Consider the following 25,880-nt stretch of genomic DNA (forward strand, 5'->3'; position numbering starts at 1 on the left):
GAAGCGGGGCAGCTGAAACCCCCTGAACCTCACGTCGGTTTCAGGATGCGCCTGGTCGTTCGCATGCAACCCTGCGCCGCCACAAGTGCCATGCTTGCAGGATGCCCTCGGGCCAGTGCGCGCAGACGCACGGCCATGGGCAAGGAGGCTGCCGACACCACGCAACCGTGACGTGGCCGGTACGCCGCAGCAGAACACGCCGGCCCCTGCCTCTACAACGCCAAGGCAGGGTCCGTGATGCCGAGGTCCGCTGTATGCCTGATGAACTGCTCCACCTGCCTTTGATCCACAGCATCCTGGCCCGTGAAAAGGAGACCCCCGGCGCCCTGTTGCCGATCCTTCACGCCATTCAGCAAGGCATCGGCTTCGTCCCCGATGCCGCTGTCGCCGAAATTGCCCATGCCCTGAACCTCAGCCTGGCCGAGGTGCGCGGGGTGATCAGCTTCTACCACGACTTCCGTACCACGCCGCCTGCACGCCATACCTTGCGCCTGTGCCGGGCCGAGTCATGCCAGAGCCGTGGCGCCGAGGCCTTGGCCGCGCAACTGCGCGACCAATTGGCGCTGGACGACCATGGCACCAGCGCCGACGGCGCCATCAGCCTGCGCCCGGTGTACTGCCTGGGCGCCTGCGCCTGCTCGCCAGCACTGGAGCTGGACGGCCAATTGCACGCACGCCTCACGCCTGAGCGCCTGCGTGCCCTGGTAAACGGTTGCCTGGAGGGCGAAACATGTTGAAGGTGTTCATCCCCTGTGATTCGGTAGCCCGCGCCGTGGGTGCCGACCAGGTTGCCGAGGCCGTGCAGCGCGAGGCCGAACGCCGGCAGTTGGCGGTCGATATCCAGCGCACCAGTTCGCGTGGCCTGTACTGGCTGGAGCCGCTGCTTGAATGCGAAACCGCACAAGGGCGCCAGGGTTTCGGCCCGGTCACGGTGCACGATGTGCCGGCGCTACTCGATGGCTTGGCAGGCGAGGCCCACGAACATGCCCTGGCCTTGGGGCCGGTTGAGCAAATCCCTTATCTGAAAAGCCAGCAACGCCTGCTGTTCGCCCGGGCCGGGGTAACCCGGCCGCTGTCGCTGGACGACTACCGTGCCCACGGCGGCTTTGCCGGCCTGGAACACGCGGTGGCGCTGGACGGCGCCGAGGTGGTTGCCGCAGTGCTTGATTCCGGCCTGCGTGGCCGTGGCGGTGCGGCGTTCCCGGCTGGCATCAAATGGCGCACCGTGCGCGATGCCGGGGCTGGGCAGAAGTACGTGGTCTGCAACGCCGACGAAGGCGACTCCGGTACCTTCGCCGACCGTATGCTGATGGAAGGCGACCCGTTTCTGCTGATCGAAGGCATGATCATCGCCGGCCTGGCCGTGGGGGCCGACAAAGGCTACATCTACGTGCGCTCGGAATACCCCGACGCCATTCGCGTGCTCGACCAGGCCTTTGCCATCGCCCGTGACGCCGGCTACCTCGGTGTGAACGTGGCCGGCAGCGGCAAGGCCTTCGACCTGGAAGTCCGGGTTGGCGCTGGCGCTTATATCTGCGGCGAAGAAACCGCGCTGCTGGAGTCCCTTGAAGGCAAGCGCGGCATCGTCCGCGCCAAGCCGCCCTTGCCGGCCCTGCAGGGCCTGTTCGGCTTGCCGACCCTGGTGCACAACGTACTTACCCTGGCCTCGGTGCCGATCATCCTGGCCAAGGGCGCGGCGTTCTACCGCGACTTCGGCATGGGCCGTTCGCTGGGCACCATGCCGTTTCAGCTGGCCGGCAATATCCGCCACGGCGGCCTGGTGGAGCGGGCGTTCGGCCTGACCCTGCGCGAGCTGGTGGAAGGCTATGGCGGCGGTACCGCCAGCGGCCGGCCACTGAAGGCCGCGCAGGTCGGTGGGCCGCTCGGTGCCTGGGTGCCGCCCAGCCACTTCGACACGCCGCTGGACTATGAAGCCTTCGCCGCCATGGGCGCGATGCTGGGCCACGGCGGTGTGGTGGTGGCCGATGACACCCTCAACATGGCCGGCATGGCGCGCTTCGCCCTGCAGTTCTGCGCCGAGGAATCCTGCGGCAAGTGCACGCCCTGCCGCATCGGCTCGACCCGTGGCATGGAGGTGGTGGATCGGCTGATCGCCAGCACCGATTTCACCGAGCGCCACGACCACGCCCTGCTGCTGCGCGACCTCTGCGACACGATGCAGTACGGCTCGCTGTGCGCCATGGGCGGGATGACGGCCTACCCCGTGGCCAGCGCGCTCAAGTACTTCCCCGCCGATTTCGGTCTGACTCAGACGGAGGCCGCACAGTGATCAATTTTTTCGACCCCGAGACCGATCTTGGCACCCCGGCCCGCGACAGCCAGGTGCAGGTCAGCCTGAACATTGACGGCCGCGCGATCAGCGTGCCTGCCGGTACCTCGGTGATGCGCGCCGCCGCCATGCTCGGCACCAGCATCCCCAAACTGTGCGCCACCGACAGCCTTGAAGCGTTCGGCTCGTGCCGCATGTGCATGGTGGAAATCGACGGCATGCGCGGGTATCCCGCCTCCTGCACCACCCCTGTCAGCGAAGGCATGGTGGTGCGCACCGAAACCCCGCGCCTGGCCGGGCTACGGCGCAATGTGATGGAGCTGTACATCTCCGATCACCCGCTGGACTGCCTGACCTGCTCGGCCAACGGTAACTGCGAACTGCAGACCGTCGCCGGCCAGGTGGGGCTGCGTGAGGTCCGCTACGGCTACGACGGCGCCAATCACCTGGCTGAGAAGAAGGACGTCTCCAACCCGTACTTCGACTACGAACCCAGCAAATGCATCGTCTGCAGCCGCTGCGTGCGCGCCTGCGAAGACATCCAGGGCACCTTTGCCCTGACCATCACCGGGCGTGGTTTCGACTCGCGGGTGGCGGCGGCTGGGGGCGATAACTTCCTGGCCTCCGAGTGTGTGTCGTGCGGTGCTTGCGTGCAGGCGTGCCCGACCGCCACCTTGACCGAAAAGAGCCTGGTGCAGCTCGGCCAGCCCGAACGTGCGGTGATCACCACCTGCGCCTACTGCGGTGTCGGCTGCTCGTTCCGTGCCGAGATGAAGGGCGACCAGTTGGTGCGCATGGTCCCGGACAAGAACGGCGGCGCCAACCACGGCCACGCCTGCGTCAAGGGCCGCTTCGCCTGGGGCTATGCCACCCACCCGGACCGCATCACCAAGCCGATGATCCGCAAGCGCCTCGAAGACCCGTGGCAGGAAGTCAGCTGGGAAGAGGCGGTAAACTATGCGGCCAGCGAGTTCCGGCGCATTCAGCTCAAGTACGGGCGTGATTCGATTGGCGGCATCACCTCCAGCCGCTGCACCAACGAAGAGGCTTACCTGGTGCAGAAACTGGTGCGCGTGGCGTTTGGCAACAACAACGTCGACACCTGCGCCCGGGTGTGCCATTCGCCCACCGGCTACGGCCTCAAGCAGACCCTCGGTGAGTCGGCCGGTACCCAGAGCTTCGATTCGGTGATGCAGGCCGACGTGGTGCTGGTGATTGGCGCCAACCCCACCGACGCCCACCCGGTGTTCGGCTCGCAGCTCAAGCGCCGCCTGCGCCAGGGCGCGCGGCTGATCGTCATCGACCCACGGCGCATCGACCTGGTCGACTCGCCCCACGCCCGCGCCGAGCTGCACCTGCAACTGCGCCCTGGCACCAACGTGGCCATGCTCAACGCCCTGGCCCATGTGATCGTCAGTGAAGGCTTGCTGGCCCAGCGCTTTATCGACGCGCGCTGCGAGACCGAGGACTTCGCCCGCTGGCGCGACTTCGTCAGCCTGCCAGAGAACGCGCCGGAAGTACTCGGCCCGGTCTGCGGCGTGCCTGCCGAGCAGATCCGCGCCGCAGCCCGGCTGTACGCCACCGGCGGCAATGCGGCCATCTACTACGGCCTGGGTGTCACCGAGCACAGCCAGGGCAGCACTGCGGTGATGGGCATCGCCAACCTGGCCATGGCCACCGGCAACATTGGCCGCGAAGGGGTAGGGGTGAACCCACTGCGTGGGCAGAACAACGTGCAGGGTTCGTGCGACATGGGCTCGTTCCCGCACGAACTGCCCGGCTACCGGCATATCTCCAACGAAGGGGTACGTGCCGAATTCGAGCGGGCCTGGGGCGTGACCTTGCAACCCGACCCGGGCCTGCGCATTCCCAACATGTTCGAAGCGGCCCTGGATGGCAGCTTCAAGGCGCTGTACTGCCAGGGTGAGGACATTGCCCAGAGCGACCCCAACACCCAGCACGTCACTGCGGCCCTGCATGCCATGGAGTGTGTGGTGGTGCAGGACATCTTCCTCAACGAAACGGCCAAGTTCGCCCACGTGTTCCTGCCGGGCAGTTCGTTCCTTGAAAAGGACGGCACCTTCACCAACGCCGAGCGGCGTATCTCGCGGGTGCGCAAGGTCATGGAGCCGCTGGCCGGCAAGGCCGACTGGGAGGCCACGGTGGCCTTGGCCAACGCCTTGGGCTACCCGATGCAGTACCGCCACCCGTCCCAGATCATGGACGAGATCGCCCGCCTGACGCCGACCTTCCACCGCGTCAGCTACGCCGAGCTCGACCGCCATGGCAGCCTGCAGTGGCCGTGCAACGATGCCGCGCCCGATGGCACGCCGACCATGCACATCGACCAGTTCGTGCGCGGCAAGGGGCGCTTCATGCTCACGGGTTACGTGCCCACCGACGAGAAGGTCAACAGCCGCTACCCGCTGTTGCTGACCACCGGGCGTATCCTCAGCCAGTACAACGTTGGCGCCCAGACCCGGCGCACCGGCAACGTTGCCTGGCATGATGCCGACCGCCTGGAGCTGCACCCGACCGATGCCGAGAGCCGTGGCATTCGCGACGGTGACTGGGTGGGTATCGGCAGCCGTGCCGGGCAGACGGTGCTGCGCGCCAAAGTCAGTGCGCGGGTGGCGCCGGGGGTGGTGTACACCACGTTCCACTTCCCTGAGTCTGGCGCCAACGTGATCACCACCGACAACTCCGACTGGGCCACCAATTGCCCTGAATACAAGGTGACGGCGGTGGAGGTGGTGAAGGTGTTCCACCCGTCTGAATGGCAGAAGCGCTACCAGGACTTCAGCGACGAACAGCGCCGCCTGCTCAAGGAGCGCCGCACCGCCGAGCAACCGGAGAACGCCGAGGTGCGCCGATGAGCAGCGACAACCTGGTCAAGATGGCCAACCAGATTGCCCATTATTTTGACAGCGAACCGAACCGGGTGCTGGCGGTGCAGGGGGTGAGGCAGCACTTGCAGAGCTTCTGGACGCCGGCGATGCGCCGGCAGTTGCTGGCGTGGAGCGAGGCCAATGGCGGGGAAGGCCTGGACCCAAAAGTGCGCGAGGCGCTGACCTAGCCCTTCGCGCGAGGCAACGCCTTGCCTGTGTAGGAGCGGCCTTGCCGGGGCGCCGGACCGGTCGGAAAGGGCCGCATAGCGGCCCCAGGTTCTGTGGCGCAGCAAAAATCGCCGGGGCCGCTTCGCGCCCCTTTCCGACCGGTCCGGCGCCCCGGCAAGGCCGCTCCTACAAAAGCATGCTGATGCTGTGCTGGCCTACCCGCGGGCCAGTTCCGTCAGGTGGGCAATCGCTTCTTCGCTCTTGAGCACCAGCACATCCCCTTCGAGCGAGTCGAGCACCACCTCCGACGTATTGCCGATCAAGGCACCGGAAATCCCCGTGCGGGCCACCGTGCCGATCACCGTGACCACGGCGCCGAACCTCTTCTCGGTATGGGGTATCAGCACATCGGCCGGGCCTTCGGCGACATGCAGGCGTTCATCGCTGATGTCGAACTCGGCCTGAAACGCGCGGCAGGCTTCGCGGTAGCGCTCTGCAATGGTCTCGCTGAGCTGGTAGACCGGGTCCGCAGCCGACAGCATGGGGGAGGGGTGCGCACTGATGACGTGCAACTGACCTTTAGCCAGGCCGGCAATGGCATAGCCATGGTCGATGATGCTTGCGTGCAACCGGCGGTGATCCTCATCCTGATTGCCGACATCCACGGCCGCCAGAATCACCCCGCCCGTCCATGGGCGCTCGGTTTTCACCATCAGCACCGGGCTGGGGCACAGGCGCAGCAGCTTCCAGTCGCTGGGCGTCAGCAGTGCTTTTTTCAGGGGGTTGTCCGGCCGGTGCTCCTTGATGACCAGCTCGCAGCCTTCAGCTTGCTGCACCGCGATGATCGACTCGTGAAGGGTGTCGTGCCAGGCCTGCTCAAAGGTCACGTTGTCATACCCGTCATCGTGCAACTGGCTGCACAGCAGGCTGAGCAGCGCGCTGTGGTCCTGCTTCTTGTCACACATCAACAGGTGCAGGCGCGCGCCGGTAACCCCTGCGATTAGCTTGGCGCGGGTCAAGGCCCGGCTATGGGCATGCGTGGGGTCGAGGACGACGAGGATGCTGCGGACGGCTTGCATGGGCTTGAGCTCCGTTCAAAGATGGCGGCCAATGCCTGACTATAGTCGGCGCCCCACTCGCCGCCGCTTGATGTACATCAAGCATAGTCACTGGCGCTGCCGCTTGCCGCCGGTATAATCGCCGGCCTTGCCTGTTCTGTCTGGTTGCACGTTTATGTCCTTGATCCCCGAAATCGACGCCTTTCTCGGCTGCCCGACCCCAGATGCCTGGATCGAAGCGGCGCTTGCCGACCAGGAAACCCTGCTGATCGACCACAAGAACTGCGAGTTCAAGGCCGCCAGCACCGCCTTGAGCCTGATCGCCAAGTACAACACGCACCTGGACCTGATCAACATGATGTCGCGTCTGGCCCGTGAAGAACTGGTGCACCATGAGCAGGTGTTGCGCCTGATGAAGCGCCGGGGTGTGCCTTTGCGCCCGGTGTCGGCCGGGCGTTATGCCTCGGGCCTGCGCCGCCTGGTGCGTGCCCATGAACCGGTCAAACTGGTGGATACCCTGGTGGTGGGGGCTTTCATCGAAGCACGCAGTTGCGAGCGCTTTGCCGCACTGGTGCCGCACCTGGATGAAGAGCTGGGTACCTTCTACCACGGCTTGCTGAAAAGTGAAGCGCGCCATTACCAGGGCTACCTGAAGCTGGCCCATCAGTATGGTGAGGCAGCGGACATCGCCCGCCGGGTGGAGCTGGTACGTGAGGCCGAGGCCGAACTGATCCAGTCACCGGACCAGGAGCTGCGCTTCCATAGCGGTATCCCGCTGGCGCAGGCCGCCTGAAACCGGTCAGGCGGCGCTGCGGCCGTTAGCGCTGCTTAGTAACGGCGGCCCAGCAACAGGCCGACCACCAGGCCGAAGCCTGCGGACACGGCAACGGTCTGCCAGGGGTGGCCGCCGATGTAGTCCTGGGTGGCATCCACCACCGGCTGGGCCTTGTCACGCACATTGCTCGCCGCCTGGCGGGCCTGGCGCAGTTTCAGGCTGACTTGGGCGCGCAGGGTTTCTGCCTCCTCGCCAACCAGGGCTGCGCTGTCGTTGAGCAGCTTTTCGGATTCTTCGATCAATGCCTGCAGTTCGCTGAAGACCTGATCCTTGATCTGATCGCTGGCGGCTTGTGCGGCGTTTTTTCGGGCCATGAACTCATCCTCGTCAATGGGGGGGTGAACAATGGATGCCGGCGCGTCGGGAAAGTTGCGCCGGCTTTCCGGTGACGCATCGCTACGGTGTAAGATAGCGGCCATTTTCAACAGGCAGGTACCTTCATGAGTTTCAATCTGGCCAACAAGAGCTTCGAGGAACGGGCGCAGATCGAGGCAGAGAAGGCGCGGTTGTTCGAAATGTGGCAGAGCAACCTGGGCAAGGCCAAGGGCGAAGCGGCCCGGCTGATTTCCGAAAAGCCACGGCGCAAGGGCAAATGGGCCGAGTGGGTGCGTGCCGAGCTTGAAAGCATGTCGCCGCCCGAATACGCCAGCATGGTGCGCAGTGAGGTCAACAAGATGATGGCCGCCGCCAACAACAGCCGCTGAGGCTGGTTACCCGCCAGCGCCTGCAGCCTTCGGCAAATCCAGCGTGCCTTCGTCGGTGAAGCGGACGGTGCCCAACCACCCGCCTGCCAGTTTGCCGCGCAGTACATAGGGTAGCCCTTGCAGCGAATTGCGCTGGCCCAGGCCATACGCCTGGCGCAGGAAGGAAAACGCGGTGACGCTGACCGGCACCACGATCACCGCTTCGTCGAACCGGCCTATATTCCCCTGCTGGTCACTCACCCCGGCGGCCAGCGGCTGGCCGTTGACCTGCAGGTCGAGCGCGATGCCGTTGTAGTCGATCGGGGTTTCGTTAGGGTTCTGTACGCGTATTTTCACCGCCATGCGCAGTTCCAGCTCCTGGCCGGGCAGCGGCTCGATGCCGATCACGCTGATGTTGAGCGGGTCGCGCGCTTGGAACAACGCACAGGCGCTGAGGCCGAACGCCAACAGCAGTACCAGGCAGCCGCGGGCACAGCGGTGCAAATGGGCAGTCATGGGTTGCAACCTTGCCAGAAGAATTCAAGCGTCAGTGTGGCAAATGCTCTCTGACGTTGAAAGTGGCGTGCACAATGAAAGATACTGTTTCTCATTAACGCCCGACAATTCCTCTTACTGGCCTTTCTCCTACCTCATGCTGACGTCTCCCGTGTCTGGTCTGCTGGCGAGTTTCCAGGAGCACTACGACGACCTCCTGCAGTTCCTGACCCGGCGCATGAGCGATCGCCAGCGCGCTGCCGACGTCGCGCAGGAGACGTACCTGAAGCTGGTGAAGATCGACCAGCAAGCGGTCACGGTGCTGCATGCGCGCAGCTTCATCTTTCGGGTCGCGGGCAACCTGGCGATCGATGCCTTGCGCCGTGAGCAACGCAACGCTGCCCGTCACGATGACAGCGATGGCACAGGGGAGGTGGCCTGCCCGGCGCCGGCGCCCGAGGCGGCGTTGCTTGCCCGCGAGCGCCTGCAGATACTCGACGAGGCGCTGTTGCAGCTGCCCAGCAATGCCCGCCAGGCGCTGCTGCTCAACCGCATCGAAGGCCTGACCCAGGCACAGATTGCACAACGGCTGGGCGTTTCCGAAAGCATGGTGGCAAAATACATCGGCCAGGCGCTGCGCCATTGCCGTGACTGGCTCAAACACAACCATGACTGAGCCTTACGCCATGCCTGCAGCCCAACCGCTCAGCGACCTCAGCGACGATGCCATCGATTGGCAGGTGCTGTTGCACGCGGGCAATGCCACGGCGGCGGACCACGCCCGCTACCAGCGCTGGTGCGCATTGAGCCCGGCGCATGCCGAGGCGGCGCGCGAGGCGCAAGCGCTGTGGCAAGACATTGGCCACACCCCGACCGCCCAGGTTGTCGCGCCACCACCCGTGCGGCGCCGACGGCACTGGGCGGCCGGCTTGGCGGCCTCGGTGGTGGTGCTGGCCGCAGGCTTTACCGGCTGGCAGCAGGCCCCAATCTGGCTGGCGGACTACCACACCGGGCTGGGGCAGCGGCAGGCTATTACCCTGGCCGATGGCTCGCGGGTACTGCTGAACAGCGGCAGTGCCTTGACGGTGGCATTTACCGACCGCGAGCGCCGAGTGGTGCTCAATGCTGGCGAGGCCTTGTTCGAAACGGCCAACGACGCACGGCCCTTTGTGGTCGATACCGAAGGCGAGGCGGTGCGGGGCACGGCGGCGACGTTCAGCGTGCGCCGCGATGGCCGCGTGGTGCTGGCCCAGGGCGAGGCCACGGTGGGTGAGCGCAGGGTGCCGGTGTCGCCCGATGCCAGCGCACAGACCGCCTGGCAGCGCGGCAAGCTGATTTTCAACGGCAAGCCGCTGGGGCAGGTGCTGGCGGAGCTTGAGCGTTACCAGCAGGGGCGCATTTTGCTGTCCGATACCACGCTGGCCGCCCTGGAAGTGAGCGGGGTGTTCGACCTCGATGAGCCCCAGGCACTGCTGCGTACCTTGGAGCAGCGTTATGGCCTGAAGGTCACCTACCTGCCCTGGTTGGCCGTGGTGCACTGAGCCTGCAAAAAATAATCGAAATATTTTTCATCTGCCGCTGCAAGTTCATGCAGGCCAGATCGTCGTAGTGGGACTGATCAGCAACCCATTCTCATTTACGACTTGTCTGGAAGCTCATTCGTGGCCCTTACGCTCAAGCCCTTGCACCGCCGCAGCGGTTCTCTCCATCACGCCTTGCTGTCTTGCAGTGCCCTGGCCATGCTGGCTGGCCCGCTGCAGGCGTTGGCCTCGACCGCTGCGCAAGCGGCCCAGGTCGAAGCCCGCCAGGTGCAGTTGGACGTGCCGGCCCAGCCACTGGACCAGGCCCTGACGGCGTTCGCCGACCAGGCCGGTTTGCACTTGCTGTACACCACCGGTGATGTGTCGGGCCTGAATAGCCAGGCCTTGCAGGGCAGCTACAGCATCGAGCAGGCGTTGCAGCAGTTGCTGGCCGGCAGCGGCATGGGCTGGCAGTTCAGCGATGCCCGCACCGTTACCCTGCGCAAGGCGGACACTGCGCCGCAGGCTGTCAACTTGAAGCCCATCGAAGTCAGCGTCGCCTCGCGCACGAGCACCGCCATCAGTGAAATCCCCGGCACCGTCTGGGTGGTCGACCAGCAGCAACTGCGCGAGCAGATCGACAGCGGTGTGAGCCTGAAGGAAGCCATCGGCAAGCTGGTGCCGGGCCTGGACCTGGCCCCAGAGGGGCGCACCAACTACGGCCAGAACATGCGTGGGCGCAATGTGCTGGTGATGATCGACGGGGTCAGCCAGAACAGCTCGCGCGGCCTGTCGCGCCAGTTCGACAGTATTTCGCCGTTCAACGTCGAGCGTGTCGAAGTGCTGTCGGGTGCCAGTGCCCTCTACGGGGGTGGCGCCACCGGCGGCATCATCAACATCGTGACCAAGAAGGGCGAGCCCGGCCCGGCACGCTTCGAGACCCAATTAGGAGCCAGCAGCGGTTTCAACAACAGTGACGACCTGGCCACCCGCATCGCCCAGTCGATCAGCGGCGGCAACGAGCGGGTCAGCGCCCGCCTGGGCATCTCCGGCGAGCAGAATGAAGCCTTTTACGACGGCGCTGGCGACCAGATCTTCATCGACAATACCCAGACCGACCTGCAGTACAACCGCACAATCGACGTGCTCGGCACCTTGGGCCTGACCCTGACCGACGAGCAGAGCCTGGACCTGCTGGCCCAGTACTACGACTCGGGCAACCACGGCAGCACGGGTATCTACTTCCCCAACCTCAACCACAACGCCCCCTCGGACCTGGAAGACGCCGAACTGCGCAGCGGCTATTCCTCCGACCTCGAGCCACGCACCCGGCGCCTGTTGCTCAACGCCAACTACCATCACACCGATGTGCTGGGCCAGGACTTCTACCTGCAGGCCTCGTACCGCAAGGAAGACGACAACTTCTACCCGTTTCCGTACTACAACCGCGCCACCCCCACCGGGTCGCGCGGGGTGTACTTCGCCGCATCACAACAGAACTTCGAAGTCACCAGCCTCAAAGGCCTGTTCGCCAAACAATGGGATGCGCTCAAGCTGACCTACGGCGTCGACCTGGACCGCGAGCGCTTCAACGCCGAACAGACCACCTTCGATGCCCTGACGTCATCCGAAAGCGGTGGCCTGGAAATGGACAAGGCCAGCAAGGCCGCGCGCTACCCCAGTTACCGGGTTGACGGTGTGTCGGTGTACGCCCAGCTCGACTGGCATGCCACCGACAACCTGACCTTGTCCGGTGGCGCGCGGCGCCAGCAGATGGACGTGGATGTCAGCGATTTCAAAGGCGTACCCGGCGGCAGCAACGATTATCAGGTCAGCCTGTACAACGTCGGCGCCATTTACGATTTCAAGAATGGCCATCAGCTGTGGACCAACTACGGTGAAGGTTTCGACCTGCCAGACCCGGCCAAGTACTACGGCAAGCCAGGCCTGAGCGTCGCCGACAACCCGCTGGCCGGTATCAAGAGCCGCCAGGTCGAACTCGGCTGGCGCTTTGCCGACTTGGACTGGGACGCCCAGGCGGCGCTGTACTACATCTGGTCGGACAAGATCATCAACGTCGACTCGCAAACGCTGACCATCAACGTCGAAGAGCAGAAGAGCCGCGACTTTGGTTTCGAAGGTGCGTTGACCCGTCACTTCCAGAGCGGTTGGGAGGCCGGTGGTACCTTGCACCTGACCCGTTCCGAAGAAGAGGCCGCCAACGGTGGCTGGAACAAGCGCGATGCCCGCTATGCGTCGCTGTCCAAGTCCACCGCGTTCGTCGGCTGGAAGGGCGATGGCCGCAGTGCGCGGCTGCAGGCCAACCACGCATTCAGCCTCAAGGACGATGCCGATCACGAAATCGACGGCTACACCACTTTCGACCTGCTGGGCAGCCAGGACACTGGCTTCGGCACCTTCAGTGCAGGCATCCAGAACTTGCTGGACAAGCAGTACAGCACGGTCTGGGGGCAGCGTGCGACGTTGTTCTATGCACCGACCTATGGGCCAGCGTACCTGTATGACTACCAAGGGCGTGGGCGCACCTACACCCTGACCTGGAGCATGGCCTACTGATTGGCGCAGCCTGAAAACCCTTGGGCTACAGTGACGGGCAGCCCCCTTTGCCGAGGTGTCCGTCATGCGTCGATCGCTGTGCCTGTTGTCCGTGTGCCTGGCCCTGCCGCTGCAGGCCCAGGAAAAGGTCGTCAACCTCTACAGCTGGGCCGACTATGTCGCCCCGCAAACCCTTCAGCGCTTTGAGCGCGAAACCGGCTACAAGGTGCGCTACGACACCTTCGACACCACCGAGGTGCTGGAGACCAAGCTGCTGACCGGGGGCAGCGGCTACGATGTGGTGGTGCCGTCATCCACCGTGCTGGCCCGTGCCCTCAGGGCCAATGCCCTGCAGCCGCTCGAAGCCCAGGCCATGCCGGGTTATGCCAACCTCGACCAGGACCTGCTGGCCAAGCTGGCCGAGGCCGACCCCGGCAACCGCTATGCGGTGCCCTATACCTGGGGCACTTTGGGCCTGGGGGTGAATGTCGAGGCCGTACGCCAGCGCCTGGGCGATGTGCCGCTGGACAGCCTCGACCTGTTGTTCAAGCCCGAGTACGCCAGCCGCCTGAAGGACTGCGGTATCGCCATGCCCGACTCGCCGCAGGAAGTGATCGGCCTGACCTTGAACTACCTGGGCAAGGACCCCTACAGCCAGGACAAAACCGACCTTGCAGCGGCGCAGAAACTGCTGAACCAGCTGCAGCCTTCGATCCGCTATGTCGCCAACGGCCGGCAGATCAGCGACCTGGCCAACGGCAGTGTGTGCCTGGCACTGACCTACAACGGCGATGCGGCGATGGCCGCCGACCAGGCCCGCCGTGCGGGCAAGCCGTTCGAGTTGATCTACCGCATCCCCCAGGAAGGCACCGTGGTCTGGCAAGACAACCTGGTCATCCCCAAGGATGCGCCGCACCCTGAAGCAGCCCGGGCGTTCATCGCCTTCATGCTCAAGCCGGAGTCGGTTGCGGCACTGACCAACACGCTGTTCTTCGCCAATGCCAATCGCGCAGCCACGCCCTTGGTGGACGAAGCCGTGCGCAACGACCCGGACATCTACCCGCCTACCCAGGTACGTAAGCGGCTGTATGCCGACCGCAGCATGGCGCTTTCCGACCTGCGCCAACGCAACCGCCTGTGGATGGCCTTTCGCACCGGCCAGTAAACCCGCCCGTGCGGGTCCATACTGAAACATCAGGAATTATCTCCAGCTGCATTCACACTTTTGCCGCGAACCCCTCGCGCCTTAGGCTATCAAACGCACAAGGCGCGGCATTTTCGTACAGGAGGTGAAGCATGAACCTGACCCTGCCAATCCTGGCCATCGGCCTGGCGTTGTGTATGCCCGCGCGCGCCGCGCCGGTTGCGCCCTTGCAGCTCGCTGCCAGCAACAACAACCCGTACAACAGCCCGATCCAGCGTGCCAACCCTAACAGTCGGCAAGGCAGCATGCCTGCCACACCGCCGGTGCGCGGCCCTTCGACCGACCCCTACCAGCGCACGCCGTCACTGGACAACCGCGGCATTGGCAACGGTGACAACCTGCGTCGCCAACAGCAGACCCCTAATCTGGAACCCACCCGGCCACCGCGCGATAACCCACGCGCGCCGTGAGCCCCGTTGCAAGGAACCCTGAATGACCAGAGCTACCTGGCTGACCACCGTGACCGCTGCCGCGCTGCTGCCTTTGCTGGCACAAGCGGCCTCCGAACAGCAGTTCCCCAGCGAGCAAGGGCAGTTGACTGTCAATACCGTGGCCGACGGCCTGCGCAACCCTTGGGCACTGGCCTTCCTGCCCGGTGGCAAAGACATGCTGGTCACCGAACGCCCCGGCAACCTGCGGCTGGTGAACGCCGAAGGCAAGGTCGGCCCGCCCATCAGCGGTGTGCCCAAGGTCTGGGCCGAGGGCCAGGGCGGCTTGCTGGATGTGGTGTTGTCGCCGGCATTCGGCAAGGACCGTACCGTTTACCTGTCCTATGCCGAAGCGGGCGATGACGGCAAGGCCGGTACGGCGGTTGGCCGGGGCCAGTTGTCTGAAGACCGCGCGCGGTTGGAGAACTTCACCGTGATCTTCCGCCAGCAGCCCAAACTGTCGGTGGGCAACCACTTCGGCTCGCGGCTGGTGTTCGACCGTGAGGGTTATCTGTTCATCGCCTTGGGCGAGAACAACCAACGGCCAACCGCCCAGGACCTCGACAAGCTGCAAGGCAAGATCGTGCGCATTCTGCCCGACGGCGAAGTGCCCAAGGACAACCCCTTCGTCGGCCAGGCCAACGTGCGGCCCGAGATCTGGTCGTTCGGCCACCGTAACCAGCAGGGTGCGGCGCTCAACCCCTGGACAGACACGCTCTGGACCCACGAACACGGCCCGCGTGGCGGTGACGAAATCAATATTCCGCAGCCCGGCAAAAACTACGGCTGGCCGATTGCTACCCACGGCATCAACTACTCGCTGCTGCCGATTCCGGAGGCCAAGGGCAAGCATGTGCAGGGCATGGTCGACCCGCACCATGTCTGGGAGAAGTCCCCTGGCATCAGCGGCATGGCGTTCTACGACAGCCCGACATTCAAGGGCTGGGACCATAATCTGTTCATTGGTGCACTGGCCAGCCAGGAGCTGATTCGTCTGCAGCTCAAGGGCGACAAGGTCGTGCACGAGGAGCGCTTGCTGGGGGACCTCAAGGCACGAATCCGTGATGTGCGGGTAGGGCCGGATGGCTACTTGTATGTACTGACCGACGACAAGGACGGCCAGTTGTTGAAAGTGGGGCTCAACGAAGGCTGAGGGGCAGGGCCGGCTTGCCGGCGAGGGGGCCGGTACTGATAATGCCGCATGACCCCAGACCCGCAGACCCTCTACCAACAAGCCCTGGCCGACCACGGCTATGTCCACGACCCTGCACAGGCCGATGCGATCAACGCGCTGCAGGCCTGTTTCGAGGCAGTGGCACATGGCCGCCCGACCCAGGGCATCTACCTCTGGGGCCCGGTCGGCCGTGGCAAGACCTGGCTGATGGACCAGTTCCACCGCTGCCTGCAACTGCCCAGCCGACGCCAGCACTTTCACCATTTCATGGCCTGGGTGCACCAGCGCCTGTTCCAGCTCAACGGCACCGCTGACCCGCTGCTGGCCCTGGCCCGTGAACTGGCCAGGCAGATTCGTGTGCTGTGTTTCGACGAGTTGTTCGTCAACGACATCGGCGACGCGATCATCCTCGGGCGGCTGTTCCAGGTACTGTTCGATCAGGGCGTGGTGATCGTCGCTACCTCCAACCAGCCACCAGACCAGCTCTACCGCGACGGCTTCAACCGTGACCGCTTCGTGCCGGCAATTGCGGCCATCGAGCGGCACATGCGGGTGCTGTCGGTGGCCGGTGATCAGGACCATCGCCTGCACCCGGGCGCGCAGCACCAGCGTTACTGGGTGGTCGAACCCGGTGAGCGAGGGGTGCTCGCCGAGGTGTTTCGCCAACTCAGCCCGGCAGACCCGGGGAGCGACCAGCCGTTGGCCATAGGCTCCAGGCAGATCACGGTCATCCGGCGCAGCGAGCAGGCCATCTGGTGCCGCTTTAGCGACCTCTGCGAGCAACCCTTGGCGGCCACCGAGTTCATGGCGTTGTGTGACCGCTTCCCCTCGATTCTGCTGGAAGGGGTACCGGCGTTGGGCGGCGAACAACGGGCCGGCCGCATCGCCCGGGGTACAGAAGATGGCGCGGCGCGGGTCGCGGCAGGGGACCGTGAACTGCCGGCGCTGTCGCCCAAGGACGATGCGGTGCGCCGGTTCATTGCGCTGGTCGACGAATGCTACGACCGCCGGGTGGCGTTGTATGTGGAGGCGCAGGTACCGCTCGATGCGCTGTACACGCAAGGGTACCTGGCGTTCCCGTACCAACGCACCCTGAGCCGCTTGCGCGAGATGCAACTGCAGCGCTTCGGCTCGTAGGCTTAGCGCTCCAGCCACTCGATCAGGGTCCGGTTGAACCGCACCGGCTCTTCGATCTGCGGCGCGTGGCCCATGCCTTCGAATGTCACCAGTTCACCCTGGGGGATCAGCCTGGCCACCTGCGGCCCCAGCACCTGGTACTTGCCCAGCTGTGCCTTGACTTCTGGCGGTGCGATATCGCTGCCAATGGCCGTGGTGTCCTGATCGCCGATCAGCAGCAGGGTCGGCATCTTCAGGTCCTTGAACTCGTGGTACACCGGCTGGGTGAAGATCATGTCGTAGATCAGCGCCGAGTTCCACGCCACTGCTTCGTGGCCCGGGCCTTGGTTCAGGCCTACCAGCATCTGCACCCAGCGCTCGTACTCCGGCTTCCAGCGCCCGGCGTAGTACGTCTTGCGCTCATACTCACGTACCCCTGCGGCATCGAGCTTGAGCTCCCGTGCATACCACTGGTCCACCGTACGATACGGCACGCCCAGGGCTTTCCAGTCCTCAAGGCCGATCGGGTTGACCATCGCCAGGCGCTCGACCTGCTGCGGGTACATCAGTGCATAGCGGGTGGCGAGCATGCCGCCTGTGGAGTGGCCCAGCACAATGGCCTGCTTCACGCCCAATTTGTCGAGCAGGGCATGGGTGTTGTCTGCCAGTTGCTGGAAGCTGTACTGGTAATACGCGGGTTTGCTGGAGGTGCAGAAGCCGACCTGGTCCGGGGCGATGACCCGGTAGCCGGCCTTGCTCAGGGCATTGATGGTGGTTTCCCAGGTGGCGGCGCAGAAGTTCTTGCCATGCATCAGCAGCACGCTGCGGCCGTTGGCCTGACCTTGGGCAGGCACGTCCATGTAGCCCATCTGCAGGGGTTGGCCCTGGGATTTGAAATCGAAATGCTTGAGCGGGTGAGGGTAGCTGAACCCTTCGAGCTGTTTACCGTAGGTGGGCGACTCGGCGGCGATGGCCGGGCCGCCGACAAGGCAGGCCAGAGCCAGGGCGGTTGCGCGCAGCATGGGGGCACTCCGTGTAGGGCCATGTAGGAATTGGCGACTGTAACAGTGAGTTGACCCCCGCAAGCGGCAAAGGTGTTACCAGGCGTGAAACCAGCCCAGAGTGATCATTGCCACCACCGCGTAACGGCCGGCCTTGGCCAGGGTTACCAGCAGCATGAAGCGCCAGAACGGCTCGCGCATGATCCCGGCGATCAGGGTGAGCGGGTCGCCGATCACTGGCATCCAGCTCAGCAGCAGCGACCACTGCCCCCACCGCTGGTAGCGCTGCTGGGCACGCTCCAGCTGGACGGCGCTGAACGGGAACCAACGCTTGTCACGCCAGTGTTCGATGGCCCGCCCCAGTAGCCAGTTGACCACCGAGCCGAGCACATTGCCCAGGGTAGCCACCAGCAGCAAGGTTACCCAGGCATCGGGCTGGCGCAGCAGCAAGCCGACCAGCACCGCCTCCGATTGCAGCGGCAGCAGGGTGGCGGCGCCGAAGGCGCTGAAAAACAGCGCCCATAAGCTGAGCATCAGTAGTTGGCGACCACGGTGTCCTTGCCATCCTGGGTCACGCCGATGACCTGGTAGGCGTCTTTGTGGTCACCCATTTCCATGCCCGGCGAGCCCATGGGCATGCCCGGCACGGCCAGGCCCTTGAGGTCGTCGCGCTTGGCCAGCAGGCGAACCTGTTCGGCCGGTACATGGCCTTCGACGAACTTGCCGTCGATCACCCCGGTATGGCACGAGGCCAGGCGCGGCGCCACGCCCAGGCGTTGCTTGACCGCGCTCATGTTGGGTTCGACGTGGTCATTGACGGTGAAGCCGTTGTCGCGCAGGTGGCTGATCCAGGCCTTGCAGCAGCCGCAGTTGGGGTCGCGGTACACATCGAGGGTTTCGGCGGCCTGGGCCAGGCCGGTGATGGCCAGCAGGCCGACGGTGAGCAGGTGTTTGCGCAGCATGGTGAAGCACTCCTTTAGAAACGCAGGCGGATACCGGCCACCAGGCGGGTCTGGCCTGTGTCTTCGCCGTCTTCGCGGGCCTGATCGGCGCGGTTGCCGTGCAGGCGATTGAAACTGACCCCGAGGTAGGGCGCAAAGCCACGGCTGATTTCGTAGCGCAGGCGCAGGCCGACCTCGCTGTCAGCCAGCCCTGTGCCTTGCTCGCGGCCGCCATCGTTGCGGCCGAAGAAGTTGGCTTCCAGGGTGGGTTCGAGTATCCAGCGGTTGGTCAGCAGCATAGCGTAAGCGGCTTCCAGGCGCAGCGCGGACTGTTGCCGCTCGCCGGCATAGGCGGTGGCCTCCAGCTCTACGCCATACAGCGGTGTGCCCTGGATGCCGAAGGCTGCCCAGGCCTGGCCGCTGGCGGGCTTGAAGTCTTGGCGCAGGCCGCCGACCAGTTCCCACCAGGGGCTGATGGCGTGGCCCCACAGCGCCTGCAGTTCGGCCTTGTGGGTCTGGCCTTGCTCGCGCTCGCCTTCGCTGCGCAGCCACAGCCGGTCGATATCGCCGCCGACCCAGGCGCTGGCGTTCCAGTTCAAGGCACTGCCGTTGTCCACATGCTGGTATTCGAGCTGGTCGACGATCACTGCCCAGTTGAGCGCGCGGTCATGCACCTGGTGCCCTGGCAGCGGCGCGAAGGCGGCGTGGCGGTCGGCGTCGCTGAACATCGGCAATGGTGTGCGCGGTTGCTGCGCAGGCGGCGTTGCATGGTTCATCTGGCGGTGGTCCATGGGCATGGCGCCGTGGTCCATGTGCTGCATGCCGGCGGCCAGGACGCGCTCACTGGCGAGCAATGCCAGCAGGGCTACGCCGGTGATGATGCGGCGGTTGTTGGGCTCATTCATCGACCCGTACCTCGCGGAACATGCCGGTCTCCATGTGGTAGAGCAGGTGGCAGTGGTAGGCCCAGCGGCCCAGGGCGTCGGCAGTGACCCGGTACGAGCGGCGGCTGCCAGGCGGGATGTCGACGGTATGCTTGCGCACCTGAAAGCGCCCGTGCTCGTCCTCCAGGTCGCTCCACATGCCGTGCAGGTGGATGGGGTGGGTCATCATGGTGTCGTTGACCAGGGTGATGCGCACGCGCTCGCCGTAGGTCAGGCGCAACGGTGCGGCATCGCTGAACTTGACCCCGTCGAACGACCAGGCGAAGCGTTCCATGTGGCCGGTCAGGTGCAGCTCGATGTCGCGTGACGGTTCGCGGCCGTCGGGGTCGGGGTAGGGGCTGCGCAGGTCGGCGTAGGTCAGCACCCGCCTGCCATTGCCGCGCAGGCCGATGCCTGGGTCGGCGAGGTTGGGCTGTGGGGCCATGGTCTGCATGTCCACCAGTGGGTTGTCGGTTTCGCTGGCCGGGTGCTGCTGCATGGCGGGCATGGCCGAATGGTCCATGCCGGCCATATTGCTGTGGTCCATGCCGGCCATGGCGCCGTGGCCCATGTCGGCCATGCTCAGCACCGGCCGAGGGTCGGGCTGCGGCACCGGTGCCTGCAAGCCGCTGGCGCGGGCCAGGGTGCCGCGGGCGTAGCCGCTGCGGTCCATGCTCTGGGCGTACAGGGTGTAGGCGGGCAGGTTGCCGACGGTTACCAGCACGTCGTAGGTTTCGGCCACGGCGATGCGCAGTTCGTCCACGCTGACCGGCGTCACCGGCAGGCCGTCGGCGGCGATCACCGTCAGTTTCAGGCCGGGGATGCGAAAGTCGAAATAGGTCATGGCCGAGGCATTGATCAGCCGCAGGCGCACGGTTTCACCCGGTTGGAACAGGCAGGTGAAGTTGCCGTCCGGCGGCTGGCCATTGAGCAGGTAGGTGTAGGTAGCTGCGCTGATATCGGCAAGGTCGGTGGGGCTCATGCGCATGCTTGCCCAGCCCATGCGTTCGGCGACCGTAGCGCGCCAGCCATTGTCAGCCACGTCATCGATGAAGTCACCGAGCGTGCGCTTGTGGTAGTTGAAGGCGTCGGACTGCTTCTTCAGTGTCGCCAGCAGCTGCTCGGGAGGTTGGTCCGACCAGTCGCTGAACAGCAGCACATGGTCACGCTGGTAGCGGTGCGCCTCGGCTTCGCGGGGTTCGATGACGATCGCCCCATACACCCCCGCCTGCTCCTGCAGCCCGGAATGGCTGTGGTACCAGTAGGTGCCGCTTTGGCGCAGGGTGAACTGGTAGAGGTAGCTGCCCCCAGGCTCGATACCGGCAAAGCTCAGGCCAGGGACGCCGTCCATGTTGGCCGGCAGAAGGATGCCATGCCAGTGGATCGAGGTGGCCTGATCGAGGTGGTTGCGCACGCGCAGGCTGACCGTATCACCTTCGCGCCAGCGCAGCACCGGGCCGGGCAGGCTGTTGTTGACGGTGAGGGCTGTGCGCGGGCGGCCGGTGATATTGACGGCGCTCTGGCCGACCGACAGCTCGAAGTGCTGCCCGGCCAGGTCGCGGCCATCGGCTGCCTGGGCCAACGGCCGCCACAGGCCCAGGCCTGCCAGTGTGGTGGCGGCGCCCAGGCCTTTGACGAAGGTACGACGGGAGGGGGTGCGCAACATGGCGAGGCCTCATGCGAGAGAGCCCCGATGTTCGCTTGTGCCGGCTGTCAGCCAGCTGAGCTGCACATTACAGCGTTGTCAGGCGGCGGCTTCTTCGTGGCGCAGGTCGCGCATCAGCAGGCCGTACTCCAGGGAGACCTGTTCAGGGATCGGCAGGTACACCACATGGCCGTCCCCTGGGGCCACTTCGAGGGCTTGCTGCTGGCGGCCGCACAGGCGGTGCAGGTCGAAATGGTAGTTGCCACGCGGTGTCATCAGCTCCAGGTGGTCGCCCACGGCGAAGCGGTTCTTGACCTTGACCTCGGCCAGGCCGTCCACGCGCGCGCCGGTCAGCTCGCCGACGAACTGCTGGCGTTCGGACAGTGAGTTGCCACGCTGGTAGTTCTGGTACTCGTCGTGCACATGCCGGCGCAGAAAACCTTCGGTGTAACCGCGCTGGGCCAGGGATTCAAGGTTGTCCATCAGGGCGCGATCGAAAGGCCGGCCGGCCACGGCGTCATCGATCGCCTGGCGGTACGACTGCACCGCGCGGGCGCAGTAAAAGTGCGACTTGGTCCGGCCCTCGATCTTCAGCGAGTGCACGCCCATGCCGGCCAGGCGCCCGACGTGCTGGATGGCGCGCAGGTCCTTGGCGTTCATGATGTAGGTGCCGTGCTCGTCCTCGAACGCCGGCATCGCGTCGTCTGGGCGGTTGCTTTCGTGCAGCAGGAAGACGTGCTCGGTGGGCGCACCGAGGCCCAGGGTCGGCTCGACCTGGCGCACGATGTCGCCCGTGGCGTCTTCGCCGGCGGGCGTGGCCTGGTACTTCCAGCGGCAGGCATTGGTGCAGCTGCCCTGGTTCGCGTCGCGCTTGTTGAGGTAGCCCGACAGCAGGCAGCGGCCGGAATAGGCCATGCACAGCGCGCCGTGGACGAAAACCTCCAGCTCCATGCCCGGCACCTGCTGGCGGATTTCTTCGATCTCCTCCAGCGACAGCTCCCGCGACAAAATCACTCGGCTTATCCCCTGCTGTTGCCAGAACTGCACGCTGGCCCAGTTGACCGTGTTGGCCTGCACCGACAGGTGTACTGGCATCTCTGGGTAGTGCTGGCGCACCAGCATGATCAGGCCGGGGTCGGACATGATCAGCGCATCCGGTGCCATTGCGATCACCGGTGCGAGGTCCTTGAGGAAAGTCTTGAGCTTGGCATTGTGCGGGGCGATGTTGACCACCACGTAGAAGTGCTTGCCCAGGGCATGCGCTTCCTGGATGCCCAGCGCCAGGTTGGCGTGGTCGAATTCGTTGTTGCGCACCCGCAAGCTGTAGCGCGGCTGGCCGGCATAGACCGCGTCGGCGCCATAGGCGAAGGCATAACGCATGCTCTTGAGGGAGCCGGCGGGGGCCAGCAGTTCGGGCTTGGCGGGAGGGTTCATGGACGCACCGGGGCAAAAGGTGCGGATGCTAAGCACCTGCCGGCCACAGCGTATTGACCTGAATCAACGGAGCAGCGGCACTTTTGCGGCAGCGGCGGGCACTAATGTCCAAGAACCCGCGAGGAAGTGCCATGAACCCAACCGCTCTACAGAACAAAGCCCTGGCAGTCCTCCTGACGCTGGTGACCATTGCCTTCGTCTGGATCCTGCTGCCGTACTACGGTGCGATCTTCTGGGCGGTGATACTGGGCATCCTGTTTGCCCCCTTGCAGCGGAACCTGCTGATCCGCTTTGGGCGGCGGCGCAACCTGGCAGCGTTCACCACCTTGATGGTGTGCCTGCTGGTGGCGGTACTGCCGGTCATCATCACCAGTGCCCTGCTAGTACAGGAGGGCGCCACGCTGTACCAGCGCATCGAGAGCGGGCAACTGGATATCGCCGGCTACGTCGAGCGCGGCAAGGTCATGCTGCCGGCCTTCGCGCAGCACAGCCTGGACAGCATGGGCATGGGTAACCTGGATGGGCTGCGCGACAAGATCACCAAGTGGGCCACGCAAGGTAGCCAGGTGCTGGCCAGCCAGGCATTCAACTTTGGCCAGGGCACGTTCGAGTTCCTGATCAGCTTCGGCATCATGATGTACCTGCTGTTCTTCTTTCTGCGTGAGGGGCCGGAAGTCGCCAGGCGAGTGCGGTTGGCGGTGCCACTGCCCGAGCACCAGAAGCGCCGGTTGCAGTTGAAGTTCAACCGTGTGGTGCGGGCGACGGTCAAGGGCAACGTGCTGGTTGCCATTACCCAGGGCGCGCTGGGCGGTCTGATCTTCTGGGTGCTGGATATTCCGAGTGCGCTGGTGTGGGCGGTGCTGATGGCGTTTCTGTCGCTGTTGCCAGCGGTGGGGGCGGGCATCGTGTGGGCGCCGGTGGCGGCGTACTTCCTGCTGACCGGGGCGATTTTGCCGGGGGTGATCCTGAGCGCTTTCGGCGTGCTGGTGATCGGCCTGGTGGACAACGTGCTGCGGCCGATTCTGGTGGGCAAGGATACGCGCATGCCAGACTACCTGATCCTGGTTTCCACCTTGGGCGGGCTGGCGGTGTTCGGGCTCAACGGGTTCGTGATCGGGCCGTTGATCGCGGCGTTGTTCGTGTCGAGCTGGGCGATTTTTGCCGCGACCAAGCCGCAGGTGCAGTTACCGGAATAAAGGTTGCGCCGCTGATGCTGGACGCTGGGCAGGGGCTTTCGTTTACCCTGTAGCCGTTATCTGCCTACGATGCCCGAGTATGGATACCCGCCACAGCGACAAACCCGGCTTCACCTACCAGGCGGTCTACCGCTACCTGCTCGACTGGATCGAGGCGGCGCCTTGCGACGTGGAGCAGCGCATGCCGTCGTTGCGTGATCTGGCCCAGCGGCTGAGTGTTTCGGTCTCCAGCACCAAGTACGCCTATGCGCTGCTCGAGGATCAGGGGCGGGTGATTGCGCGGCCCAAGCGGGGCTACTTCACCGTCACCCGCAGCGCGCCGTTGCGCAGGGAGCCCTCCGCGAGCTTGCTCGACACCGTGTTTGCCAGCGCTCGCCAGCCTGGCATGCTGGCCCTTGGCAGTGATGCGCCGGCCATGCTGCTGTCGCTGGATAAACCGCTGCTGATGATCGAACGGGAGCTGGCGCGCCAATACCCGCGTGCCCAAGTGCCGCTGTATCAACCGTTCGGTGAACCTGAATTGCGCAGCGTGCTGGCGGGCATTTATACCCGCTCGGCGCAGCTTTGCTGGCAAGCCGAGCACGTGTTCATCGGTGCCGACCTGCGCAGCATGCTGGAGCTGGCGGTGCGTGCCCTGAACCTCGAAGGCGAGGTGGCGCTGGTCGAGTCGCCCTGCAGCTGGGCGGTACTGAGGCAGTTGCAGGCCGCGCGCATGACCATCATCGAAGTGCCCTTGGGCGACGACGGTCGGTTCGACCTGCAGCACTTGCAGCAACTGCTGAGCAACGCGCCGGTACGCCTGGCAGTGCTGTCCTCAACCACCAATGCGCCTCAGGGTGGCCTGATGCCGGCCGAGGACAAACAGCAGATCTGCCGCTGGCTGGCCGAGCGCGAGGTGTGGCTGTTCGAGAACGACGGTTATGGCGAACTGTGTTTCCACGAGGCGGCGCCGCGCTATCGTGATTTCGCCGACCCCGACCGGCTGTTGGTGTTCGCTGCCTTCGACAAGGTGATCGGTGCCGAGGCGCCTTATGGCTATCTGCTTTGCAAGCGCCATGCCGAGCGCTTGCAGCACGTGTTTCTGGAGCGCGGTTTTCGGTTGTCACCGATTCGCCAGAAGGCGATCGCCAAGTTGTTCACCTCGCGTCGGGTAGAGCAGCATCTGCAACGCCTGCGGCCTTTGCTGCGCGCTCGCATGCTGTACATGAAGGCGTTGCTGGAGGCCCACGGCCAAGGCTGCCTGCGTATCGTCGAGCCGCAGGGCGGGGCGAGCCTGTGGCTGGCGGCGACCCGGCCAGTGGACATGCGCCGGGTCTTCGAGCGGCTGTTGGCCCAGCGCATCGTCATCGCGCCGGGGGAAATCTTCAGCCAACGTGGCCTTTGGCAGGGCCACCTGCGGCTGTGCTACACGCTGGACTGGGACAAGGACATTCGCCAGGCGCTGCAACGCCTGGTCAAGGCGATTCAGGACGAGGCTCAGACCCCGTAGCAGTGATGCATTTCGGGGAAGGCGCCGTTGCGCACTTCGTCAGCGTAGCGGGCGCAGGCCTCGCGGATCACCTGGCCTACGTCGGCATACTGCTTGACGAAGCGTGGCACGTGCTCGCCGCCCAGCCCCAGCAGGTCTTCGGTGACCAGCACCTGGCCATCGCAAGCGGGTGAGGCGCCAATGCCGATGGTCGGTTTGTCGGTGGCCTCGGTGATGGCGCGGGCAATGGGTTCGGCCACGCCTTCGAGCACCAGGCTGAAGGCTCCGGCCTCAAGGTTGGCCTGCGCATCGGCACGCAGTGCAGCGCCACTGTCGGGGCTCAGGCCTTGGGCCTTGTAGCCGCCCATCACATTGATGAACTGCGGCATCAGGCCGATGTGCGCCATGACCGGTATGCCGCGCGCGACCAGAAACGCCACGGTGCTTGCCAAGGCCTGGTTGGCCTCCAGCTTTACCGCGTCGCAACCGGTGCTGGCGAGTACCTGGGCGCAGTTGCGAAACGCCTGCTCATGGGATTCCTGGTAGCTGCCGAATGGCATGTCGGCGATCACGCAGGCCAGGCGCGTGCTGTCTACGACCGCCCGGGTATGGCCAATGATTTCGTCCAGGCGCATGCCCAGGGTGGACGGGCGGCCGTAGCCGACCATCGCGGTGGAGTCACCCACCAGAATGAAATCGACCAGGGGGTCGATGACCTTGGCAATAGCGCTGGAGTAGGCCGTCAGCGAAACGATTTTCTGCCGGCCTTTCATGGCCACCAGCTGCGGTACCGTCAGCCGTCTGTTGCGGGTATGCGTGCTCATCGGTGTTCCCTTTGCGGTGTAATCGTCAGGAAA

The 25,880-nt window shown here is 65.0% G+C and carries 24 protein-coding genes and 1 pseudogene; 15 read left to right on the forward strand and 10 right to left on the reverse strand.

The features are described from left to right. Positions 1-254: 254 nt before the first annotated feature. From LJX93_RS08155 to LJX93_RS08170, 4 genes are read left to right on the forward strand one after another with little or no spacing between them, the layout of a single operon-like run. Positions 255-737, forward strand: a complete 483-nt coding sequence (locus LJX93_RS08155; RefSeq protein ID WP_033700360.1) for a formate dehydrogenase subunit gamma — start codon at positions 255-257, stop codon at positions 735-737. Then, a complete protein-coding gene (locus LJX93_RS08160) occupies positions 731-2,290 on the forward strand; it encodes a formate dehydrogenase beta subunit (protein ID WP_227696933.1) in 1,560 nt (519 codons plus the stop codon). The genes LJX93_RS08155 and LJX93_RS08160 overlap by 7 nt, the downstream gene beginning before the upstream one ends. Continuing rightward, a complete protein-coding gene (gene fdhF / locus LJX93_RS08165) occupies positions 2,287-5,166 on the forward strand; it encodes a formate dehydrogenase subunit alpha (RefSeq protein WP_033700357.1) in 2,880 nt (959 codons plus the stop codon). Before LJX93_RS08160 ends, fdhF begins: the two co-directional genes overlap by 4 nt. After that, the gene (locus LJX93_RS08170) at positions 5,163-5,366 is read left to right on the forward strand and encodes a formate dehydrogenase subunit delta (RefSeq protein ID WP_033700355.1); all 204 of its coding nucleotides are present in this window, start codon (positions 5,163-5,165) and stop codon (positions 5,364-5,366) included. Before fdhF ends, LJX93_RS08170 begins: the two co-directional genes overlap by 4 nt. 195 nt (positions 5,367-5,561) lie before the next feature. Here LJX93_RS08170 and LJX93_RS08175 read toward each other — a convergent pair whose 3' ends face one another. Then, positions 5,562-6,425, reverse strand: a complete 864-nt coding sequence (locus LJX93_RS08175) for a universal stress protein (protein WP_156310694.1) — start codon at positions 6,423-6,425, stop codon at positions 5,562-5,564. A 154-nt stretch (positions 6,426-6,579) separates the two neighbouring features. Here LJX93_RS08175 and LJX93_RS08180 point away from each other — a divergent pair, with 154 nt between their 5' ends. Continuing rightward, positions 6,580-7,197, forward strand: a complete 618-nt coding sequence (locus LJX93_RS08180) for a tRNA-(ms[2]io[6]A)-hydroxylase (RefSeq protein ID WP_047583899.1) — start codon at positions 6,580-6,582, stop codon at positions 7,195-7,197. A 35-nt stretch (positions 7,198-7,232) separates the two neighbouring features. Here LJX93_RS08180 and LJX93_RS08185 read toward each other — a convergent pair whose 3' ends face one another. Beyond that, positions 7,233-7,553, reverse strand: coding sequence for a DUF883 family protein (locus LJX93_RS08185; protein WP_033700349.1), 321 nt, complete (start codon positions 7,551-7,553; stop codon positions 7,233-7,235). 126 nt (positions 7,554-7,679) lie between these two features. Between LJX93_RS08185 and LJX93_RS08190 the strand changes: the two genes are divergently transcribed. Continuing rightward, a complete protein-coding gene (locus LJX93_RS08190; RefSeq protein WP_033700347.1) occupies positions 7,680-7,943 on the forward strand; it encodes a hypothetical protein in 264 nt (87 codons plus the stop codon). A 6-nt stretch (positions 7,944-7,949) separates the two neighbouring features. Here LJX93_RS08190 and LJX93_RS08195 read toward each other — a convergent pair whose 3' ends face one another. Beyond that, the gene (locus tag LJX93_RS08195; RefSeq protein WP_227696934.1) at positions 7,950-8,438 is read right to left on the reverse strand and encodes an LEA type 2 family protein; all 489 of its coding nucleotides are present in this window, start codon (positions 8,436-8,438) and stop codon (positions 7,950-7,952) included. 136 nt (positions 8,439-8,574) lie between these two features. On the opposite strand from LJX93_RS08195, the pseudogene LJX93_RS08200 reads away from it, so the two are divergent. The 7 genes and pseudogenes from LJX93_RS08200 to zapE all read left to right on the forward strand — a co-directional run. Beyond that, positions 8,575-9,081: pseudogene (locus LJX93_RS08200) on the forward strand (RNA polymerase sigma factor); the annotation flags it as partial. Between the two features lie 4 nt (positions 9,082-9,085). After that, on the forward strand, positions 9,086-9,958 hold the full coding sequence (locus LJX93_RS08205) for a FecR family protein (RefSeq protein WP_315972656.1): 873 nt from the start codon (positions 9,086-9,088) through the stop codon (positions 9,956-9,958). A 120-nt stretch (positions 9,959-10,078) separates the two neighbouring features. After that, the gene (locus LJX93_RS08210) at positions 10,079-12,514 is read left to right on the forward strand and encodes a TonB-dependent receptor (RefSeq protein WP_186661180.1); all 2,436 of its coding nucleotides are present in this window, start codon (positions 10,079-10,081) and stop codon (positions 12,512-12,514) included. A gap of 64 nt (positions 12,515-12,578) precedes the next feature. Further along, a complete protein-coding gene (locus tag LJX93_RS08215) occupies positions 12,579-13,658 on the forward strand; it encodes an extracellular solute-binding protein (protein WP_033700343.1) in 1,080 nt (359 codons plus the stop codon). 131 nt (positions 13,659-13,789) lie between these two features. Continuing rightward, a complete protein-coding gene (locus LJX93_RS08220) occupies positions 13,790-14,107 on the forward strand; it encodes a hypothetical protein (RefSeq protein ID WP_033700341.1) in 318 nt (105 codons plus the stop codon). 22 nt (positions 14,108-14,129) lie between these two features. Beyond that, a complete protein-coding gene (locus LJX93_RS08225; RefSeq protein ID WP_033700340.1) occupies positions 14,130-15,278 on the forward strand; it encodes a PQQ-dependent sugar dehydrogenase in 1,149 nt (382 codons plus the stop codon). 48 nt (positions 15,279-15,326) lie between these two features. After that, a complete protein-coding gene (gene zapE, locus LJX93_RS08230; protein ID WP_227696935.1) occupies positions 15,327-16,436 on the forward strand; it encodes a cell division protein ZapE in 1,110 nt (369 codons plus the stop codon). A gap of 2 nt (positions 16,437-16,438) precedes the next feature. Here zapE and LJX93_RS08235 read toward each other — a convergent pair whose 3' ends face one another. From LJX93_RS08235 to yegQ, 6 genes are all read right to left on the reverse strand, one after another. Further along, positions 16,439-17,437 (reverse strand): alpha/beta fold hydrolase, encoded by a 999-nt coding sequence (locus tag LJX93_RS08235; RefSeq protein WP_227696936.1) that lies wholly within the window; start codon positions 17,435-17,437, stop codon positions 16,439-16,441. 75 nt (positions 17,438-17,512) lie between these two features. Then, positions 17,513-17,950 (reverse strand): YqaA family protein, encoded by a 438-nt coding sequence (locus LJX93_RS08240; RefSeq protein WP_033700336.1) that lies wholly within the window; start codon positions 17,948-17,950, stop codon positions 17,513-17,515. After that, positions 17,950-18,378 (reverse strand): DUF411 domain-containing protein, encoded by a 429-nt coding sequence (locus LJX93_RS08245; protein WP_033700334.1) that lies wholly within the window; start codon positions 18,376-18,378, stop codon positions 17,950-17,952. Before LJX93_RS08245 ends, LJX93_RS08240 begins: the two co-directional genes overlap by 1 nt. Before the next feature lie 14 nt (positions 18,379-18,392). Then, the gene (locus LJX93_RS08250) at positions 18,393-19,262 is read right to left on the reverse strand and encodes a copper resistance protein B (protein WP_047583903.1); all 870 of its coding nucleotides are present in this window, start codon (positions 19,260-19,262) and stop codon (positions 18,393-18,395) included. Beyond that, on the reverse strand, positions 19,255-20,946 hold the full coding sequence (locus LJX93_RS08255; protein ID WP_227696938.1) for a copper resistance system multicopper oxidase: 1,692 nt from the start codon (positions 20,944-20,946) through the stop codon (positions 19,255-19,257). The genes LJX93_RS08250 and LJX93_RS08255 overlap by 8 nt, the downstream gene beginning before the upstream one ends. Positions 20,947-21,024: 78 nt before the next feature. After that, positions 21,025-22,359 (reverse strand): tRNA 5-hydroxyuridine modification protein YegQ, encoded by a 1,335-nt coding sequence (gene yegQ, locus LJX93_RS08260; RefSeq protein ID WP_033700329.1) that lies wholly within the window; start codon positions 22,357-22,359, stop codon positions 21,025-21,027. A 131-nt stretch (positions 22,360-22,490) separates the two neighbouring features. On the opposite strand from yegQ, the gene LJX93_RS08265 reads away from it, so the two are divergent. Both LJX93_RS08265 and LJX93_RS08270 read left to right on the forward strand, forming a co-directional pair. Continuing rightward, positions 22,491-23,555 (forward strand): AI-2E family transporter, encoded by a 1,065-nt coding sequence (locus LJX93_RS08265; RefSeq protein WP_033700327.1) that lies wholly within the window; start codon positions 22,491-22,493, stop codon positions 23,553-23,555. Positions 23,556-23,634: 79 nt separating this feature from the next. After that, positions 23,635-25,044: a PLP-dependent aminotransferase family protein gene (locus LJX93_RS08270; RefSeq protein WP_227696940.1), complete on the forward strand. Its 1,410-nt coding sequence runs from the start codon at positions 23,635-23,637 to the stop codon at positions 25,042-25,044. On the opposite strand, the gene panB is transcribed toward LJX93_RS08270, so the two are convergent. Continuing rightward, positions 25,032-25,847: a 3-methyl-2-oxobutanoate hydroxymethyltransferase gene (panB, locus tag LJX93_RS08275; RefSeq protein ID WP_033700322.1), complete on the reverse strand. Its 816-nt coding sequence runs from the start codon at positions 25,845-25,847 to the stop codon at positions 25,032-25,034. The genes LJX93_RS08270 and panB overlap by 13 nt on opposite strands. Positions 25,848-25,880: the final 33 nt, after the last annotated feature.

The organism is Pseudomonas sp. HN2-3, assembly GCF_020691745.1.
GTDB classification, from domain to species: Bacteria; Pseudomonadota; Gammaproteobacteria; order Pseudomonadales; family Pseudomonadaceae; genus Aquipseudomonas; species Aquipseudomonas capeferrum.

Coding starts and splice junctions, on each gene's coding strand:
- LJX93_RS08155 (WP_033700360.1), top strand. CDS start 255: ATGCCTGATGAACTGCTCCACCTGCCTTTGATCCACAGCATCCTGGCC.
- LJX93_RS08160 (WP_227696933.1), top strand. CDS start 731: ATGTTGAAGGTGTTCATCCCCTGTGATTCGGTAGCCCGCGCCGTGGGT.
- LJX93_RS08170 (WP_033700355.1), top strand. CDS start 5,163: ATGAGCAGCGACAACCTGGTCAAGATGGCCAACCAGATTGCCCATTAT.
- LJX93_RS08175 (WP_156310694.1), bottom strand. CDS start 6,425: ATGCAAGCCGTCCGCAGCATCCTCGTCGTCCTCGACCCCACGCATGCC.
- LJX93_RS08180 (WP_047583899.1), top strand. CDS start 6,580: ATGTCCTTGATCCCCGAAATCGACGCCTTTCTCGGCTGCCCGACCCCA.
- LJX93_RS08185 (WP_033700349.1), bottom strand. CDS start 7,553: ATGGCCCGAAAAAACGCCGCACAAGCCGCCAGCGATCAGATCAAGGAT.
- LJX93_RS08190 (WP_033700347.1), top strand. CDS start 7,680: ATGAGTTTCAATCTGGCCAACAAGAGCTTCGAGGAACGGGCGCAGATC.
- LJX93_RS08195 (WP_227696934.1), bottom strand. CDS start 8,438: ATGACTGCCCATTTGCACCGCTGTGCCCGCGGCTGCCTGGTACTGCTG.
- LJX93_RS08205 (WP_315972656.1), top strand. CDS start 9,086: ATGACTGAGCCTTACGCCATGCCTGCAGCCCAACCGCTCAGCGACCTC.
- LJX93_RS08215 (WP_033700343.1), top strand. CDS start 12,579: ATGCGTCGATCGCTGTGCCTGTTGTCCGTGTGCCTGGCCCTGCCGCTG.
- LJX93_RS08220 (WP_033700341.1), top strand. CDS start 13,790: ATGAACCTGACCCTGCCAATCCTGGCCATCGGCCTGGCGTTGTGTATG.
- LJX93_RS08225 (WP_033700340.1), top strand. CDS start 14,130: ATGACCAGAGCTACCTGGCTGACCACCGTGACCGCTGCCGCGCTGCTG.
- zapE (WP_227696935.1), top strand. CDS start 15,327: ATGACCCCAGACCCGCAGACCCTCTACCAACAAGCCCTGGCCGACCAC.
- LJX93_RS08235 (WP_227696936.1), bottom strand. CDS start 17,437: ATGCTGCGCGCAACCGCCCTGGCTCTGGCCTGCCTTGTCGGCGGCCCG.
- LJX93_RS08240 (WP_033700336.1), bottom strand. CDS start 17,950: ATGCTCAGCTTATGGGCGCTGTTTTTCAGCGCCTTCGGCGCCGCCACC.
- LJX93_RS08245 (WP_033700334.1), bottom strand. CDS start 18,378: ATGCTGCGCAAACACCTGCTCACCGTCGGCCTGCTGGCCATCACCGGC.
- LJX93_RS08250 (WP_047583903.1), bottom strand. CDS start 19,262: ATGAATGAGCCCAACAACCGCCGCATCATCACCGGCGTAGCCCTGCTG.
- LJX93_RS08255 (WP_227696938.1), bottom strand. CDS start 20,946: ATGTTGCGCACCCCCTCCCGTCGTACCTTCGTCAAAGGCCTGGGCGCC.
- yegQ (WP_033700329.1), bottom strand. CDS start 22,359: ATGAACCCTCCCGCCAAGCCCGAACTGCTGGCCCCCGCCGGCTCCCTC.
- LJX93_RS08265 (WP_033700327.1), top strand. CDS start 22,491: ATGAACCCAACCGCTCTACAGAACAAAGCCCTGGCAGTCCTCCTGACG.
- LJX93_RS08270 (WP_227696940.1), top strand. CDS start 23,635: ATGGATACCCGCCACAGCGACAAACCCGGCTTCACCTACCAGGCGGTC.
- panB (WP_033700322.1), bottom strand. CDS start 25,847: ATGAGCACGCATACCCGCAACAGACGGCTGACGGTACCGCAGCTGGTG.